The organism is Qipengyuania pacifica, assembly GCF_019857205.1.
GTDB lineage: Bacteria > Pseudomonadota > Alphaproteobacteria > Sphingomonadales > Sphingomonadaceae > Qipengyuania > Qipengyuania pacifica.
In genome coordinates this window covers 1-14,797 of the sequence record NZ_JAHWXO010000018.1, presented here as the reverse complement: position 1 = coordinate 14,797, position 14,797 = coordinate 1, and the positions used below count along the sequence as shown (strand labels likewise).

17 protein-coding genes are annotated in these 14,797 nt (G+C 60.8%); 5 read left to right on the top strand and 12 right to left on the bottom strand.

What is annotated here, in order from left to right; genetic code table 11:
- Positions 1 to 86: 86 nt before the first annotated feature.
- Both KYK83_RS16435 and KYK83_RS16430 read right to left on the bottom strand, forming a co-directional pair.
- Positions 87 to 911, bottom strand: coding sequence for an AAA family ATPase (locus KYK83_RS16435; RefSeq protein ID WP_234036476.1), 825 nt, complete (start codon positions 909 to 911; stop codon positions 87 to 89).
- Complete coding sequence (locus tag KYK83_RS16430) at positions 908 to 2,305, bottom strand: Mu transposase C-terminal domain-containing protein (protein ID WP_248284535.1); 1,398 nt, start codon at positions 2,303 to 2,305, stop codon at positions 908 to 910. The genes KYK83_RS16435 and KYK83_RS16430 overlap by 4 nt, the downstream gene beginning before the upstream one ends.
- On the opposite strand from KYK83_RS16430, the gene KYK83_RS16425 reads away from it, so the two are divergent.
- On the top strand, positions 2,225 to 2,803 hold the full coding sequence (locus KYK83_RS16425) for a recombinase family protein (protein WP_346729481.1): 579 nt from the start codon (positions 2,225 to 2,227) through the stop codon (positions 2,801 to 2,803). The two genes, KYK83_RS16430 and KYK83_RS16425, sit on opposite strands and share 81 nt — an antisense overlap.
- 64 nt (positions 2,804 to 2,867) lie before the next feature.
- Complete coding sequence (locus KYK83_RS16420; protein ID WP_196847429.1) at positions 2,868 to 3,209, top strand: hypothetical protein; 342 nt, start codon at positions 2,868 to 2,870, stop codon at positions 3,207 to 3,209.
- On the opposite strand, the gene KYK83_RS16415 is transcribed toward KYK83_RS16420, so the two are convergent.
- From KYK83_RS16415 to KYK83_RS16400, 4 genes are read right to left on the bottom strand one after another with little or no spacing between them, the layout of a single operon-like run.
- Positions 3,206 to 3,526, bottom strand: a complete 321-nt coding sequence (locus KYK83_RS16415) for an ArsB/NhaD family transporter (RefSeq protein ID WP_255548751.1) — start codon at positions 3,524 to 3,526, stop codon at positions 3,206 to 3,208. The two genes, KYK83_RS16420 and KYK83_RS16415, sit on opposite strands and share 4 nt — an antisense overlap.
- Positions 3,526 to 3,954, bottom strand: a complete 429-nt coding sequence (gene arsC / locus KYK83_RS16410) for an arsenate reductase (glutaredoxin) (protein WP_196847428.1) — start codon at positions 3,952 to 3,954, stop codon at positions 3,526 to 3,528. Before arsC ends, KYK83_RS16415 begins: the two co-directional genes overlap by 1 nt.
- The gene (locus KYK83_RS16405; protein ID WP_196847993.1) at positions 3,955 to 4,485 is read right to left on the bottom strand and encodes an arsenate reductase ArsC; all 531 of its coding nucleotides are present in this window, start codon (positions 4,483 to 4,485) and stop codon (positions 3,955 to 3,957) included.
- A complete protein-coding gene (locus KYK83_RS16400) occupies positions 4,485 to 4,817 on the bottom strand; it encodes an ArsR/SmtB family transcription factor (RefSeq protein ID WP_196847427.1) in 333 nt (110 codons plus the stop codon). Before KYK83_RS16400 ends, KYK83_RS16405 begins: the two co-directional genes overlap by 1 nt.
- A gap of 418 nt (positions 4,818 to 5,235) precedes the next feature.
- Here KYK83_RS16400 and KYK83_RS16395 point away from each other — a divergent pair, with 418 nt between their 5' ends.
- Positions 5,236 to 6,570 (top strand): APC family permease, encoded by a 1,335-nt coding sequence (locus tag KYK83_RS16395; protein ID WP_196847426.1) that lies wholly within the window; start codon positions 5,236 to 5,238, stop codon positions 6,568 to 6,570.
- Positions 6,567 to 7,061, top strand: a complete 495-nt coding sequence (locus KYK83_RS16390; RefSeq protein WP_196847425.1) for a DoxX family protein — start codon at positions 6,567 to 6,569, stop codon at positions 7,059 to 7,061. The genes KYK83_RS16395 and KYK83_RS16390 overlap by 4 nt, the downstream gene beginning before the upstream one ends.
- A 5-nt stretch (positions 7,062 to 7,066) precedes the next feature.
- Here the strand turns inward: KYK83_RS16390 and KYK83_RS16385 are convergent, their stop codons facing one another.
- Positions 7,067 to 7,402 (bottom strand): PadR family transcriptional regulator, encoded by a 336-nt coding sequence (locus tag KYK83_RS16385; protein ID WP_224801899.1) that lies wholly within the window; start codon positions 7,400 to 7,402, stop codon positions 7,067 to 7,069.
- A gap of 115 nt (positions 7,403 to 7,517) precedes the next feature.
- Here KYK83_RS16385 and KYK83_RS16380 point away from each other — a divergent pair, with 115 nt between their 5' ends.
- A complete protein-coding gene (locus tag KYK83_RS16380; protein ID WP_196847424.1) occupies positions 7,518 to 7,739 on the top strand; it encodes a hypothetical protein in 222 nt (73 codons plus the stop codon).
- A gap of 106 nt (positions 7,740 to 7,845) precedes the next feature.
- On the opposite strand, the gene KYK83_RS16375 is transcribed toward KYK83_RS16380, so the two are convergent.
- The 5 genes from KYK83_RS16375 to KYK83_RS16355 all read right to left on the bottom strand — a co-directional run bounded on the left by KYK83_RS16375 (position 7,846) and on the right by KYK83_RS16355 (position 14,772).
- Positions 7,846 to 10,269 (bottom strand): membrane-bound PQQ-dependent dehydrogenase, glucose/quinate/shikimate family, encoded by a 2,424-nt coding sequence (locus KYK83_RS16375; RefSeq protein WP_196847423.1) that lies wholly within the window; start codon positions 10,267 to 10,269, stop codon positions 7,846 to 7,848.
- A gap of 537 nt (positions 10,270 to 10,806) precedes the next feature.
- Positions 10,807 to 11,400 (bottom strand): hypothetical protein, encoded by a 594-nt coding sequence (locus tag KYK83_RS16370; RefSeq protein WP_196847421.1) that lies wholly within the window; start codon positions 11,398 to 11,400, stop codon positions 10,807 to 10,809.
- A 348-nt stretch (positions 11,401 to 11,748) separates the two neighbouring features.
- Positions 11,749 to 11,901, bottom strand: coding sequence for a transcriptional repressor (locus KYK83_RS17640; RefSeq protein ID WP_353050647.1), 153 nt, complete (start codon positions 11,899 to 11,901; stop codon positions 11,749 to 11,751).
- A gap of 159 nt (positions 11,902 to 12,060) precedes the next feature.
- On the bottom strand, positions 12,061 to 14,034 hold the full coding sequence (locus KYK83_RS16360; protein WP_196847419.1) for a ParB/RepB/Spo0J family partition protein: 1,974 nt from the start codon (positions 14,032 to 14,034) through the stop codon (positions 12,061 to 12,063).
- Positions 14,035 to 14,412: 378 nt separating this feature from the next.
- Complete coding sequence (locus KYK83_RS16355; RefSeq protein ID WP_222829034.1) at positions 14,413 to 14,772, bottom strand: type II toxin-antitoxin system RelE/ParE family toxin; 360 nt, start codon at positions 14,770 to 14,772, stop codon at positions 14,413 to 14,415.
- Between the last annotated feature and the right edge of the window lie 25 nt (positions 14,773 to 14,797).

Here is a 14,797-nt window from a genome sequence, read left to right as displayed (position 1 = left end):
GCGCATAGCCAATCAGCGCCACATGATGCCCGATCCTGTCCGTTTTCCTGTAGATATCAGCGCTGATTGGCACATCTTTATCAGAGCTAAGTGACACCAATCACCAGCGTACTGCGCGCCGCTTCCACCACGTCGTCGGTGATGGCGTTCAGGCCGTTGATCCGCAAGATGCGCTCGATCTGGACGAATAGGCGGTGGAGCAGACGAAAGTTTCCGCCCGTGATCCGCACGATGGTGGCGACCGCCTGCGCGTCGGTGAAATCCGCCTCGTCCATCGCCAGTCCGAGGTCGCGCCATCGCCGGGTCAGCACGAAGGTCAGCTCTTCATCCTGCAACGGCCGGTACTGGTGGGCGAAGCCAACACGGCTGAAAAGCTGCGCGTATCGTCCCATGCGCTTTTCGATGCCTGGCATCCCGATGAGGATCAGGCCGATGCCCTTTCGATCGAACAGGTCGCGCAGATATTCCAGCCCCGTGTTGGATAGGCGGTCGGCCTCATCGACGATCAGCAATTCGACATGATGCTTGCGAGGCGAAACGACGATCTGGCCTTTGGGGCGGACATGGTGATCGATGCAGATATCGACCCGATCGAGGAGGCGGGGCAGGTCCTGACGCAGTTCGCGCAGTGTGCTGCCGACGGTTGGCGTATAGAAGACGGCACGCGCACGGGCCAGGTCGGCATATATCTTCAGATCAGACTCCTGCCGCGCCCCCCAGGTCATGAGCAGATCGACTGCGCTGTCCCAGCGGGCGTAGCGGCGCGCGGACAGGGTTTTGCCGACGCCGGCCATGCCGTGACACAGGCCGATATAGCGGTGCTTGCGGACGGCATTGGCAAACTCGGTGAAGCGGCGATGCTCCTGCGTCGAGATGAAGCTGGTGGCGCGGGCGCTGCCGTCTGCCATCATTCGCCCTCGTAATAGGTGCGGAGACGCGGCTTGTTGCGTATCACCTCAGGGGGCTTGGCAGGTCTGGGCTTCGGCGCTGGTGCCTGCACTGAATTGGAACCGGGCGCGCGCAGGATTGCGGGAAGATAGTCCGCAACGCGGGCTTTCCGCTCTCCGATCTCGCTTCGCAGGCGACGGCGATAGGCAAGACGCGCGGCCTGAACGTCCTTGAGGGTGATGCTCAGGCCAGCATGGTCGGGACTGACGGCGCGGCATAGGAACGCGTTGCGATGGAATACCCGAACCTCGCCTACGTCGCGGGGATCGTAGCGGATCGTCACCGGCTCGCCGACATAGGCGGCGAGCGTGGGGTTGAAATATCGCAGTCCCTCGAAACGGATGCCGTCGCGGTGGACGATGCGCGGCTTGGCGACCATGACCAGCAGCGCGTCCAGCTCTTCCAGTGTTTCCGGCATCCGCGACAGCAAGCCATCGCCGCGCCACGCATCGACGGGCGGTACGCCGATTGCGCGGTGCGGACGGACATTATAGGTCGCTACGATGTAAGCGCCGATCGCGGCGTCCAGTTCGGGCAGCGTCAGGCGCGGAGGCGATACCGGTTTGCCGTTGCGGAGATTGCCCGGCAGTTCCGCCAGCAGCTCCGTGTTGATGGTGCGGAACAGTCGCTCGATCTTGCCGCGCCCCTGTGGACGCGCGACGGCAGAGTAGATCAGGCGAATACGAAGGTCGGCCGCAGCCTGTTCGAGATGAAGGCTGGTGAAGTCCGATCCGTGATCGACGTACAGCACATCGGGAATGCCGCACACCGGCCATGCCGGATCGACCTTGCGCCAGATCGCCTGTCGCAGCGCGAGCGAGGTGTTGAGCGCGGAGGGCGCACCGAGGAAGGCCATGTAGCCGGCGATCATGCGCGAGTGATCGTCCAGCACTGTCGTCAGCCACGGCCGCACCGGGCGACCACCTGCATCGAGGATCAGGATATCGAGTTGGGTATGATCGGCTTGCCAGATCGCATTGGGGCGATCGGCGCGGTGCCGATGCACCAACTCGAACTTGTCGCGGAAGGCGGCAGCGCCTTCATGCGCCAAGGTCAGCATCGCCGGATCGATCCGGCGCACGATATCACGCACGCTGCCATAGGACGGCATTCGCCATTTCCGTTCGTCGACGATGGCGGCGAGACGGCGATGGATGGTCACGATCGATGGCGGCGGTTTGAGCAGCGCCATGCCCTCGACCAGTTCGACCAGTTCTTTCGGAAAGGTACGCTTGCCGGCCTCCGGTCGGGTCGGACGCGCCAGCCCGGCCGGGCCATCGGCCCGGTAACGGGCAAGCCAGCGGCGGGCGGTGCGGATCGATATGCCAGCATCGGTCGCGGCCTCACCCAACGGCATCGCATCTACACGGACAAGGGGTTCACCGGCACGAACCGGACCCGCCCCGGTCTGGATCAGGCGCTCGCGGCGGTACGAAGCGGCGACACGCTGGTGGTGCCGAAGCTCGACCGTCTCGCGCGATCGGTGCCGGATGCGAGGGCGATCGGCGACAACCTTGCGGCGCGGGGCGTAAAGCTACAGCTCGGGGCCAGTGTCCATGATCCATCCGACCCTATGGGCAAGCTGTTCTTCAACATCCTCGCTACCTTCGCAGAGTTCGAGGCGGACCTGATACGGATGCGGACCCGTGAAGGCATGGCCGTCGCACGGTCCAAGGGGAAGCTGCGCGGCAAGAAGCCCAAGCTGTCGGATCGCCAGCAGAAGGAATTACGCCGCATGTACGACACAGACGATTATTCGATCAGCGATCTCGCGGAGGTGTTCTCGATCTCGCGGCCGACCGTGTACCGGACGCTTGGGCGCCAACCCGCTGTGCCTGCGAAAAAGGCGGCATGATCGGCAACGACCGGACGTTGAAAATAGCCGGTTTGTTGATAGTTTCACACGAAAGGATGTCTGTATGACCGTACTGATCCTCGCTGTCATCATTGCACTCGTTATGATCGGGCTGTCGGTACGAGCAAATTCCCGCTTCCGTGACGAAAGCAGATTGCCGATGCAGTGGTCCTTGTCGGGTTCGGTGAACTGGACCGCGCCTCGGCTTGTTGCGCTCTCCTTCACGCCCGCACTAACGATGGCCATACTAGCATTCTTCGTCATGGGCTCGATGACCATGCAGCCCCGACCAGGACAGGAAGGTGCTGTAGTTCCCGCACTGCTAGGTATGGGCGTGTGCTTCATTGCCGCACACGTCTTTCATCTGTGGATGATCTCCAAAACGCTGCGTCGAACCGAAGGTTAAGCGCGCTTCACGTCGAGGCCAGTGACATTTACCGCTGACAAAGCGCGCCAATTATCACTGATATCTACAACGTGGAGCGCTGCCCATTCGAAGAATCCGGCTCGGTCGAGGATCAAGCTGATCAGGATCACCGCGACGAAAGCGCCGGTGGCGTTCCAGATGATATCCCACACCACCGGGATGTCGGCGAGTGAGATGACGCCAGTGGCAAGCGCCACCAATGCTCCGCCGATCGCGCTCCACCCGATCCCGAGCCCGCGCGGCTGCCAGATCACCAGCGTGATGGTGGCAACGAAGATCGCGATCGCCAGCAGCATCAGGCGATACGCTCGCCCGCGGCGTCCACGACCTGCTCGCCGTCCTCCTTGGTGAATGCGCTCCGCTGGGGGCTTGGCAGAATGTCGAGCACCGCTTCTGACGGCCGGCATAGGCGGACGCCGAGCGGGGAGACGACGAGTGGGCGGTTGATCAGAATCGGATGCTCCATCATCGCATCCATCAGCGCTGCATCGCTCAGGCTATCATCGCCGAGCCCCAGTTCGGCATAGGGTGTGCCCTTTTCGCGCAGCAGTTCCCTAGGATTTAGCCCGGCGCGCTCGATCAGGCTTTCGAGCATGGCGCGCGAGGGCGGCGTTTTCAAATGCTCGACAACATGCGGCTCGATCCCGGCGTTGCGGATCATCGCCAGCGTGTTGCGCGAGGTGCCGCACTCGGGGTTGTGATAGATGACGATGTCGGTGGTCATTCAGGATTCCTTGGCCTTGGCGCTGGCGCCTTCTTCGCGGCCGATGGCGGCCAGTTTGCTGCGCACAGACATTTCGTCGATGCTCTGGAGCGGCAGCATCAGAAACAGCTCGATCCGGCGTTTGAGATAGCTGAGCGCATCGACGAAAGCCTGCCGCTGGCCATCGCCCTCGACCGCGGCGGGATCCTCTACGCCCCAGTGTGCGGTAAGCGGCTTGCCTGGCCATACTGGGCAGCTCTCACCCGCGGCGTTGTCGCAGACGGTGAAGATGAAATCGAACTCGGGTGCACCGGGCTTGGTGAACTCGCTCCAGTTCTTCGAGCGCAAGCCATCGGTAGGATAGCCGAAGCTATCGAGCACCTCGAGCGACATCGGATGCACTTCACCCTTGGGTTGGCTACCCGCGCTGTAGGCACGGAAGCGACCTCCGCCCATCTTGTTCATCAACGCTTCGCCCAGGATCGAGCGGACCGAATTACCCGTGCAGAGGAACAGGACATTGTAAGTTTGGTCAGGCACTGTTGGCTCCATCAGCAGCAATGGGAGAGTTCGGCCACGAGCGGCTCGCAAAGCTCCGCGCGACCGCCGCAGCAGTCCTTGGCCAGATAGAGCATCAACTGACGCACCGCGTCGAGGTTCGCGCGCTGGATCATCTGCCGTCCACGTTTCTCCGAGACAACGAGTCCCACGCCGACGAGGATCGCGAGGTGGCTGGAAAAGGTGCTTTGGCTAAGGCTTGACGCTTCGACGAGTTGCCCGGTGGACAGCCCATCGGGTTCGCTGCGGACAAGAAGGCGGAACGCGTCGAGGCGCGTGGGATGGGCGAGGGCGGAGAGAGAATCGAGAGCGGCAGCGGCATCCATTCATCGAAAATTATCGATGCGTTTTCATGCCGTCAATTTCTATCGAGAAGCATCGATGCATTCGGCAGTCAGAGGGCACGTGGCGATAAGAAGAAGTAGGACGCTTTGCCTCTTTCCCGCTACTCGGAAAAAAGGGATCCCGGCAGCTGAGAATAGTGCTGCGTCTCTTGGATCGTGGCCGCGCCGCTGGCTCCATTCACACCTTCGCCGATCTGATGTCTGCTCGCCCGCATGAGCGCGCTCCACCAAGGTGGCATTGTAGAGACTTCCCTGTCTTTGGCCACTCTTTAGAGGCGTGAGGGAACTCGCCTTTCGTGGAAGAGCCCTGCCGAATGCATCGTGCGATTTCGAAGAAAGACGTTGTCCTGCCTCAAAATTTCAGGCACGGACGAAATCGAATATCGTTTCGGTAGTGTTTATGAAGCTTACGACCCACATGCCCCGGCAGTCAGCGGGACGCTTGCAGCGCCACTTGGGACTTGGCGGAGCGATCATGATGGGTCTCGGCTCGATGGTCGGGACGGGGGTGTTCGTCAGTATCGGCATCGCGGCAGGGGTTGCCGGACCTCCCGTGATCCTCGCTATCGTCATCGCGGCTTGTGTGGCCACCTGTAATGCGCTCTCCAGCGCACAGCTGGCGGCGAGCCACGCGGTCAGTGGCGGCACCTATGAATATGGATATCGCTATCTCGGCCCGTCGCTAGGGTTTACCGCGGGCTGGATGTTTCTGTGCGCGAAGACGGCCTCGGCAGCTACGGCCGCGCTTGGTTTCAGCGCTTATCTGCTTCGGCTGGTGAGCGGCGATCTGCGGCTGATGCCGCTCCTGGCCATTGGCGCAGTCGTTCTCTTCACGCTTCTGGTTCTGGGAGGCATACGTCGTTCGAGCTGGATGAACACCGCTATTGTTTCCGTGACACTGCTGGCGCTTGCCTCGTTCATCGTTCTCGGACTGCCCGGCGCGGCTGTCGATGGTGGAAGCAATTTGGTTCCGCTTCTGCCTTCGAACGACACGGGCAGCACACATAGCTTCCTTTATGCTACCGCACTGATGTTCGTTGCCTATACCGGCTATGGCCGTATCGCCACACTCGGAGAGGAGGTGATCGAGCCCGAGCGGACCATTCCACGCGCGATTATCGTCACGCTGGGGCTGACGGCTGCCCTTTACATATCGGTTTCAATCGTTGCCATCGGCAGTGTCGGAGCGGAGCGCTTCGCTGCCGCCGCGGGCGGGCAGGCCACGCCGCTCGAACTGGCCGCTCGCGCGTTTGAAGGGCCACGGCTCGCCACCCTGGTCTCGATCGGCGCGGTGACGGCGATGCTCGGCGTTCTGCTTAACCTCATTCTTGGGCTTTCGCGTGTCGTTCTTGCGATGGGCCGGCAGGGCGATCTGCCGCCACTGTTCGCCCGGCTGAGCGAACAGGGCATGGCACCGCGCGCGGCGGTAATTGCAGTGGGCCTAGCGATCGCGGCCCTGGCCTCGATCGGCAGCGTCGAGACCACCTGGGCGTTCAGCGCATTCACGGTGCTCATCTATTATGCCATCACCAATCTGGCTGCTCTGCGCCTGCCGCGCGAGCAGCGCCTTTACCCGACATGGGTGGCGGTCGCGGGACTTGCCGCGTGCCTGTTTCTCGCCTTCTGGGTGCCGCTCACCATTTGGGTCATCGGCCTTGGTCTCATCCTTCTGGGGCTGGCCTGGAAAGCCTTCGCCCCGCGTCTCTGGACAAACACCGGCAGGAGAATGCCATGATAAGAAATTCCTGGTGGCTCACACCCGGTGCAGCGCCATGGGCGATTTTTGTTCGCCTCTCGCTCGCGGGCGTGTTCATTTTCGAAGGCTATCAAAAACTCGCCTATCCTGATATCCTCGGCGCGGGTCGGTTTACGGGAATAGGCATTCCCTCGCCTGAGTTTTTCGGTCCGGTGGTCGGCGTTCTCGAGCTACTTGCAGGACTTCTGTTTCTTGTCGGTTTCGCCTCTCGCGTGGCAGCCGTTCCGATCATCGTCATCATGCTCGTGGCGATCATCTCCACGAAAATCCCGATCCTGTTGGGCCGTGAATGGTGGATCTTCAGCTTGCGAGATCTCGATCGCTACGGCTTCCTCAGCTTCACGCACGAGACCCGGACCGACTGGGCGATGCTGTGCGGGGCGCTCTACATGCTGCTTGCCGGATCGGGCCGCTGGTCGCTCGACAACCGGCTCTGGCAGCGCACCCGGTCACAATCGATCACACGCTAGGGCGATCAGTCCGACCGTTCGCGCGCTTCACCGGCCGCCACTTCGCGGAAGAGCTCTCGAAGCTTCTCGCGACCGACCTCCAGCGCCTGGCGTCCCAGCGGCGTGGCGGTATAGACCCGGCGGAAGGTGCGTCCATCACGCTCCTTGCGCGAGGAAAGATAGCCCTTCTTCTCCAGCGAATGGAGCATCGGGTAAAGCGTGCCGGGGCTCACATTGTAGCCGTGATGCGCGAGTTCCTCGATCATCCATTTGCCATAGAGCTCTCCCTCGGCAGCGTGATGGAGGACATGCAAGCGGATGAAGCCGGACAATATTTCGTGGTGATCGATTTGGGACGGCATGACGATGGTTATCGGATTTCGATTTCGGAACTCATAACGGCTGGACGCGTATTAGCTGTCGGGGTCGAGCGCCAGTCGAGCCCGAACCTCGCGGCAATCCATAACGGAGAAAGTCATGAAAAACGAGCAATCCGGTGATCCAGCCACGCACACGCGGCACATGCGCGAACGTTTCGAGGAAATGCGCGGTCATTTGCGCAAGGACATCGAACGCGTCGAAGAACCCCAGCTGCGGGCGATGTTCGAAACCGCAGCCGAGGTCATCGGCGGGCTGCATAAGGCGTTCTCCGATTACGAGAAGAAGAACGAGACCGCCTGGCAAAAAGGCAATGATTGAGGCCCCGATCCCCAGCTGCAGCCAGTTAAACGGATCGGACAACAACATTTAGCCGGCGCTTCCTGTATTGGCTTTTTGTCGATCGCCACTTGATTGCCGGAGGCTCTCATGGGGTATTTTCCAATGCGTAAGCCACGACGGCATCGCTGATCGGAGTCTCCATAAAGTGGTGGCCACCAGCCATGATTACGACAAATTGACGACCGCCCTCCTCGTAAGTCATCACATTTGCTTGCCCGCCGCCCGGCAGCCTATCGGTCCACAGCGTCTCACCGGTTTCGACGTCGATTGCGCGAATGAGGTTGTCGGTCGCGGCTGCGATGAACATCAGCCCTCCGGCCGTGACCACTCCTCCGCCATTGTTAGGTGTCCCGATCGTGAAGGGTATCCCCAGTGCGAGGCCCCAGGGTCCGTTTTCACGCGCAGTGCCAAAAGGCCTGTCCCAAAGCGTTTTGCCAGTCTGCAGGTCAATTGCGCGCAGACCCCCATAGGGCGGTTCCTTACACAGCAACTGCGTGAGACCAAGTCGCCAGCCGGCATTTACGTCTATTGCATACGGTGTCCCGACTTGCGGATCGCCTGCACCTTCCGGTCCGCCATTGCCGGAGTTCCCCGCCGGCCCTCTCGGTTTCCAACCCTTCTTGTCGGCCACCGAGCGAGGAACAAGCCGGTTGTGATTGGGCATGTCATTGTAATTCGCGTAGATCACGCCGCGGCGGGGATCGACCGCTACAGAGCCCCAGTCCGAACCGCCATTATAGCCAGGATACTGGATCCATCGGCGGTCAGTCGTTGGAGCGGTGTAATAGCCTTCATACGCCGACTGCCGGTATTGAATGCGGCAGATCATCTGGTCGATCGGCGTCATGCCCCACATGTCCCGCTCTTCCAGCGAAGGCTTGCGAAGAGTGGCAAAGCCCGAAAAGGGCTGGGTCGGCGAGCGCTCGGAGGGTTCGACCCCGCCTTGTGGCACGGGCCGTTCTTCCACGGTGTGAAGCGGTTCGCCGGTCCGGCGATCGAGTAGATAGAGCTCTCCCTGCTTCGACGGGAGAAGGATCGCGGGCGTTCCGTCGGGCAGATCGACAAGCGAGGCCTGGCTCCCGAGGTCGTAGTCCCAGACGTCCTTATGAACGGTCTGAAAATGCCATCGTGGTTCGCCCGTTTCGGCATCAAGCGCCACCAATGATGTCGAGTAGCGATTTTCTTGGGGGCTCCGGTCCGAACTCCAGTAGTCAACCGCGCTGTTACCCATGGGCAGGTAGACAAGCCCCAGATTTTCATCTGCAGACGCAGTTGTCCACATGTTGGGCGTTCCGCGCGTGAACTCTTCGTCAGGCTCGGGCTGACCGTACTCACCCGGCCGGCCCATGTCCCAGGCCCAAGCGCGTTCACCTGTGACGGCATCGAACGCCTGAATTACGCCTGACGGCGCACTGTTGCGCTGACCGTCCATGACCTGATGGCCGGTTACGATATTGCCGCGCACGATCACCGGAGGCGCGGTGATCGCAGCCATACCCGGGTAGACCACCCCCATTCCCTGTTTGATGTCGACCTGACCATTGAGACCGAAGTCAGCACACGGTCGTCCAGTCTCCGCATCAACGGCGATAATCCGTCCATCGAGAGTTCCCTCTATAATGCGCAGCGAACAAGGCTGAGCGCGGGGCCCTTGGGTCAGTTCCAATCTGTCCGGGTTTGAAACCGGCGCTCGAAAGGCAGTCACGCCCCGGCAGCTAGCCGAGTAGGGAATGGCGGCATTGGAGACTTTTGGATCGTAGCGCCAGATTTCCCGGCCGCTAATGGCATCCAGCGCGATCAGAATGTTTTTGGCGGAGCAGAGGTAGAGACGGTTGCCGATCTTGAGCGGCGTCGTTTCAGCGGCGTATTTCCCTTCGCCGGCCCCTTGGGGCAGGTCGCGCGTATGGGCGACCCACACCCGCTCGAGCTGACCGACATTTTCGGAAGTGATTTGTTTAAGGCCTGAGTAGCGCTGGCCAGCGAATGTCCCGCCCCACGCTGGCCAGTCGGAGGCTGGCGCTTGCGCTGGAGCCGCCCCCGCAAGGGCCGGCAGAGGACCGATTGGGCGGTCGGGATGCAACCATGCGGCGCCCCAGAACACCAGCGCGAGGAACACCATAGACAATGCAGCACCGGCAAGTCCGACAGGCCAGCGAGGCCCTCGGTCGAGGGTCGGCGAAACGAGCGAAACACACGCTAGTAAAATCGCGGGACCCGTGAGGCGCGGCACCAGCGCCCAAGCATCAAGTCCGCTTTCCCAGAACGCCCAAGGGACGGTCGCAACGAAGATTGCGAGGAAAATCCATGCTCCAAAACTTTTTCCACGGAACAGAAAGAATCCGGACGCAAGTAGTCCCGCGCCCGCGAGCAGATAATAGGCAGACCCACCCAGGGCGACGAGCCAGCCTCCGCCAGCAAGAAGGATGAGACCTATCAGCGCAATTACGACGCCAAGGGTTCGCGCCAGCCAAAGCGAGCGTTGCTCGCGGGGTTCCGAGATCACTTCCATGTTAGGGCTCTCCCAATTGGCGTCGGATGGGTCTACTCCGATCAACTCATGCCGCATGCAGCCGATCCAAAGACTTCAATATCATACTTCTCACCGCAGCCAAACGCGTCGTTGGAGCCGCAATTTGCTCTCCCGTTTGTGCTCAGAATAATTGCGGATACAGTTCAAGTATTCTTCAGCCCAGCGAGAGTTACAGTGTACAAACACTCAAAGTTGAGTAAGTTTAGAATGCTCGGTGTTGGGCATAACGACGCAGTTTTTTCAGTCGAGTAGGTTGATTTTGCAGGAAACGTGTTTAGCAGGTTCATCCACAAGACGCAGGGTCAGCGGTCAAGGCAAAGTTGCAAGAAAACCGTGCGCCATCGAGCCGATTAAACGATCCTGAAGGCGATCGATTTCCCAAGCGACCAGTATGATCGCACTCCAAATTGCTGAGTTCTTCAAGGGCGAAAGCATCGCGTTGAAGCGCATGTTACGTGCCTGCGGAACAATTGTCCGCGCAAACAAATGTAGAGGTTCGACGGGTTCGCGATAAGGTCACACGACTGCGCAGTTGCCGGGTCGTATTTCTTCGGCACCATTGGCCAGAAACCACCGCGATTTGCCTCGGACTTTTGCCGCATTGTGATAGCAGACATCGGTCTCGCCGGTGCGTGGATCAACCAAGACGGCCCATTGATGGTCACCGCAGTTGTGCACCTGGCAACCCCAAGAACCGACCTTACCCAGGTATGTCGCGATCGGAGCGGAAGGACCTCCAGGCATCGCCATCGCCTCGAGTACGGAGGCGTCGGTCACGGTCTTCTGGCTTCCCGCTTTGACCATTGGGTGTTCGTTCCAGGAAACACCAGAGACCTCGTCGAACGGGAATTTGCCAACATAGTTTGTCAGATCTGGCGCGGTGCCGCTCGCCGCGGGTTCTATCGCTGGAGTGATGCCGATGGCAGCTCCGGGCGTCGCGGATGCTGCACCAACGACGGGAAGAGCATCGCCGGTCAAAGTGATCTGTTCGCCAGCGAAGTTTGGTTCCCCATTTTCGTTGCCAATATCCGCCTCCGCAGTATCGCTGCCATTGCATGACACGAGCAGGGCGGCGAGCCCGGTCAGGGTGAGTTGGTGTCGCTTTCGCATCGAAGAGATACCTACGGTCAATGCGACTCAGGTGCACCATACCTGCGCGGAGTGGCCGCGCCAATGCAAATGTGGGGAGAATTTGACCATCACCCAGAGACCTATACATGATCCACTCGGATGGTTGCACAACAAGCACACGTCTACTCACAAAATCAGCAAGTCCGTTGATGAACGAAAGTAGGGGTTTTCGAAAACCCCGACCCTAATGACCGAGTTAGACCGGTACGGTCGTTACGTCGGTGAGATGATCTTTTTGCGCTTCCGGAATTGCTTCCAAACGCGTTCTGCCGTCACCAAAATCGTGCTTTCCAATAGACGGAGAGTCTCCAGTAAGGAGAACGTTCGTTAGACGGTCAAGAGAGAGATGCCATAATAACGGAGGCGAGCGCGCTTATATAGATCTTCCACCGAAAGATGCTCGTCCGACTCGAGAAGGATACGGAACATCTGCCTTCGCTGTTCTAGGGTCGCTACAGACCTAGATATTGGACGGCACACTAAAATTCGATTGATCCAGCTTGATTTTCCTCGAAGCCAGCGCAACGTGGTTTATTTGTGATGTTTTAAGCGGCAACTTGCTCGATACCACGAGCAAAAGGCGGCCCGTCCCGCGGGGGACGGACCGCCCGCCGAGTGACCTGGACCTGTCAGGAGGGGTCAGGCAGCCTGCTCGGCAAGTTCGTCAATTGTGTCCTCGCGGACAGGTTCGTGGGCTTCGGCATCTGCCAGCGCGACATCCTCGGTATCGGCGAAGCGCATGATAGAGGGCACCCAGGCTTGCGCCCGTTCCTTGATATCTGCCTCGCCGATGAAGTTGCCCGAGAAAATGCGTTCGGCAGCGCTTGCCAGTTCGGCCTTCTTCGAGCCAGCATAGCGACTGACCAGTTCGGGACCGCCGGCAGCATCAAGCGCTTCGAGTGTGCGGGCCTTGGCCACGCGGTCGAAGTAATTCGCCGCCGTGGGCCGCCACCAATGCGCCGTCTCGATTTCGAGCAACGAGCCGAGCGCCTCGTGCAGCGGCACCGAGCGTTCGCCTTCGCAGGCCAGGCTGGCGACAAGCGTGCGTGCGACGACATGGCCGAGCCAGGCCGAGCGCGCCTCGTCAGACAGTGCCCGGAACCTAGCAAACCGCTCGACGTCGTTTTCGCCAGCACGCCAGCTTTCATCGAGCGATCCTGCGAACTCGGCCATAGCAGCACTTGCCGGTGCATCCTTGGCTTCGAACCCGGTAACCGGGCCGGATGCCACCGAACCGACCAGCGTCGAGGCCTTCTTTGCGCGCCAATCGTGCCCGTCGGCATCGGCGAGCGTGAAGACCATGAAGTCGAGCGCCAGTGCCGGATCGTTGGCGAGATGGATCGCCAGGATGTTGCGGCGCTGCATGGCCAGTTCGTCGAGCAGCCGCTGGGAGAGCGAGCTCCCCTTTGGCTTCGCCGTTCCGGATTCCTCGACTGCCTCGACCACACCTTCGTCGGTGATGACCTCGGTCTTGGTGTAGTACTGCGGGACCAATGTTGGCTCGCCATTGCGAGAGAGGACTAGGAAGGCACCGGCCTCGGATTTCAGTTCATCGGCGAGTAGCGGCGGCCGGTCATTGAGCGCGCGCATGGCGCGGTCGATGACGACGAGTTCCTGTTCTGCCTTGGCGACCTCGTCCTCGTCGCTGTCTTCGTCTTCGAGCACGGCGGCGACGCGGTCGTAGTCGGCCTCGAGCTCGCCGAGCTCCTGCGCTTCCTGCTCGGTCATTGGCGCAGGCTCGCAGGGCAAGCGACTGAGACCTTCAACAAGGTCATGGCTGACATAGGTGCCAAGGGTCGGGCGCACCCAGGCAAGGCCATATTCGAGCGCGGTCTTTTCCGCCGCCTCTTCCATGACCTTGTGCGCGAGGTCTTCGAGCAGCGCGACGTCGATCCAGCTCTCGCTGGCATCGTCGTCGAACAGTTCGCGTTCGATCCGGCCACCCGCAGTGAGGTAGGCATCGCGTCCGACGAGAACCGCTCGCGGATCGGAGCCACGAACAGTTGCGTCGAGCACCATGCGGCGGATCGTGTCGGGCGTGATCTGGTACCAGGCGTCCTGCAGCTCGGCATAGACATGTGCCTGGCGCTCCGCGTCAGAGATCGCGCCGTAGGCCTTGGCCATGTCGAGCGTGATCGTGCCTTCGGCGAGCGCTTCGAAGACGCAGGGTGCCAGACTTGCCAGGCGCAGACGCCCTTCGACGAACCGGACAGTGAGGCCGAAGCGGCGCGCCACATCTTCGGTGGTAGCCCCTGCCTCGATGATGAAAGCGAAGGCCTGCGCCTCGTCGGCGGGGTTCATAGCAAGACGCTGGAAGTTCTCGGCAAGGCTGGCTTCGCGCACTTCGCTTTCCTCGCCTTCGATGACGAGGCAGGTGACTTCGTGCGTGTCAGGCAAGGTGTCCTCTTCGGCCAGCGCCTGCAGCGCGGCGAGACGGCGGCCGCCGGCCTCGACTTCGAACTTGCCGCGCTTTCCTTTGCGCACGACAAGGTTCTGCAGCAGACCCCGCGCGGCAATGTCTGCCCGCAGCTGGAGATCGGCCAGCATGTCGCTCGACTTGCGAACGTTGCGCGGGCTCGGGACGAGCTTCTTCAAGGGAATCGACTGGATCATGGGTGTTCTCCTGATGGAATGAAGGCGCAGGTGAGGATCACGAGGCCCACAAGCCCAAAGGGCTCCCTCCACTCTCTTCAATGGGTGTGGCGACCATCTATGCTACCGGGATGGGGCGATCAGGGATCGGCTGAGATCCGTCCATGAGAGCAGTTGTTCTCGATGCGCGAACCCATTCGCAGGCCCGTCATCAGCGGGCACAGGCAGATCAGTCGCCCGGACTTGAGGAAGGACGTGATCAGGCTCCGGCGTACGCGACACGGGAGCTTATCGGTTCATTCAGACACACGGAGGGGAGGAGAGAAGGGGAAACTTAAGCGCAATCGGAGGCAGCGCTCAGCTTCTTCCGGACCCTGACCTCTTCAGCGGAGCCTATGCCTATCCGCTGCTAAGCAAGCGCTCTTCGAGAAGCGTCCGAAAATCCCGACGCGCATCAGCGATTACGAACACGGTCACCTGACCGGGTGCTGGCTCGGGCTGATACCCGTAGATTATGCGGAACGGAAAGCGCGACAATTGCCGAAAGTCGGTGATCCCGAGAGCCTCAAGTTCCGGTGGAACCGGTCCTTTCTGAGGATCGTTCACAAGGGATTCGATAGACGCGACAAGGTCATCCAGCAGTGCGTCCGCACCATCGTCGCCATCCGGCCCGCGCTGCGTCAGGCGGCGCTGCCAGATACCCGCGAGATCGCGCTCCGCACCGGAGGTGATCTCGATCGCTACGGCGACCGTCATCATTCAGTTTGACTTACCCCGTACGCGA

Excerpts from the sequence above, each read along its gene's own strand:
- KYK83_RS16355 (WP_222829034.1), bottom strand. The coding sequence starts at position 14,772 with ATGATGACGGTCGCCGTAGCGATCGAGATCACCTCCGGTGCGGAGCGC.
- KYK83_RS16360 (WP_196847419.1), bottom strand. The coding sequence starts at position 14,034 with ATGATCCAGTCGATTCCCTTGAAGAAGCTCGTCCCGAGCCCGCGCAAC.
- KYK83_RS16400 (WP_196847427.1), bottom strand. The coding sequence starts at position 4,817 with ATGGATGCCGCTGCCGCTCTCGATTCTCTCTCCGCCCTCGCCCATCCC.
- KYK83_RS16435 (WP_234036476.1), bottom strand. The coding sequence starts at position 911 with ATGATGGCAGACGGCAGCGCCCGCGCCACCAGCTTCATCTCGACGCAG.
- KYK83_RS16430 (WP_248284535.1), bottom strand. The coding sequence starts at position 2,305 with ATGCCGTTGGGTGAGGCCGCGACCGATGCTGGCATATCGATCCGCACC.
- KYK83_RS16375 (WP_196847423.1), bottom strand. The coding sequence starts at position 10,269 with ATGGAAGTGATCTCGGAACCCCGCGAGCAACGCTCGCTTTGGCTGGCG.
- KYK83_RS16405 (WP_196847993.1), bottom strand. The coding sequence starts at position 4,485 with ATGGAGCCAACAGTGCCTGACCAAACTTACAATGTCCTGTTCCTCTGC.
- KYK83_RS16390 (WP_196847425.1), top strand. The coding sequence starts at position 6,567 with ATGATAAGAAATTCCTGGTGGCTCACACCCGGTGCAGCGCCATGGGCG.
- KYK83_RS16370 (WP_196847421.1), bottom strand. The coding sequence starts at position 11,400 with ATGCGAAAGCGACACCAACTCACCCTGACCGGGCTCGCCGCCCTGCTC.
- KYK83_RS16415 (WP_255548751.1), bottom strand. The coding sequence starts at position 3,526 with ATGCTGCTGGCGATCGCGATCTTCGTTGCCACCATCACGCTGGTGATC.
- KYK83_RS16420 (WP_196847429.1), top strand. The coding sequence starts at position 2,868 with ATGACCGTACTGATCCTCGCTGTCATCATTGCACTCGTTATGATCGGG.
- KYK83_RS16380 (WP_196847424.1), top strand. The coding sequence starts at position 7,518 with ATGAAAAACGAGCAATCCGGTGATCCAGCCACGCACACGCGGCACATG.
- KYK83_RS16385 (WP_224801899.1), bottom strand. The coding sequence starts at position 7,402 with ATGCCGTCCCAAATCGATCACCACGAAATATTGTCCGGCTTCATCCGC.
- KYK83_RS16395 (WP_196847426.1), top strand. The coding sequence starts at position 5,236 with ATGAAGCTTACGACCCACATGCCCCGGCAGTCAGCGGGACGCTTGCAG.
- arsC (WP_196847428.1), bottom strand. The coding sequence starts at position 3,954 with ATGACCACCGACATCGTCATCTATCACAACCCCGAGTGCGGCACCTCG.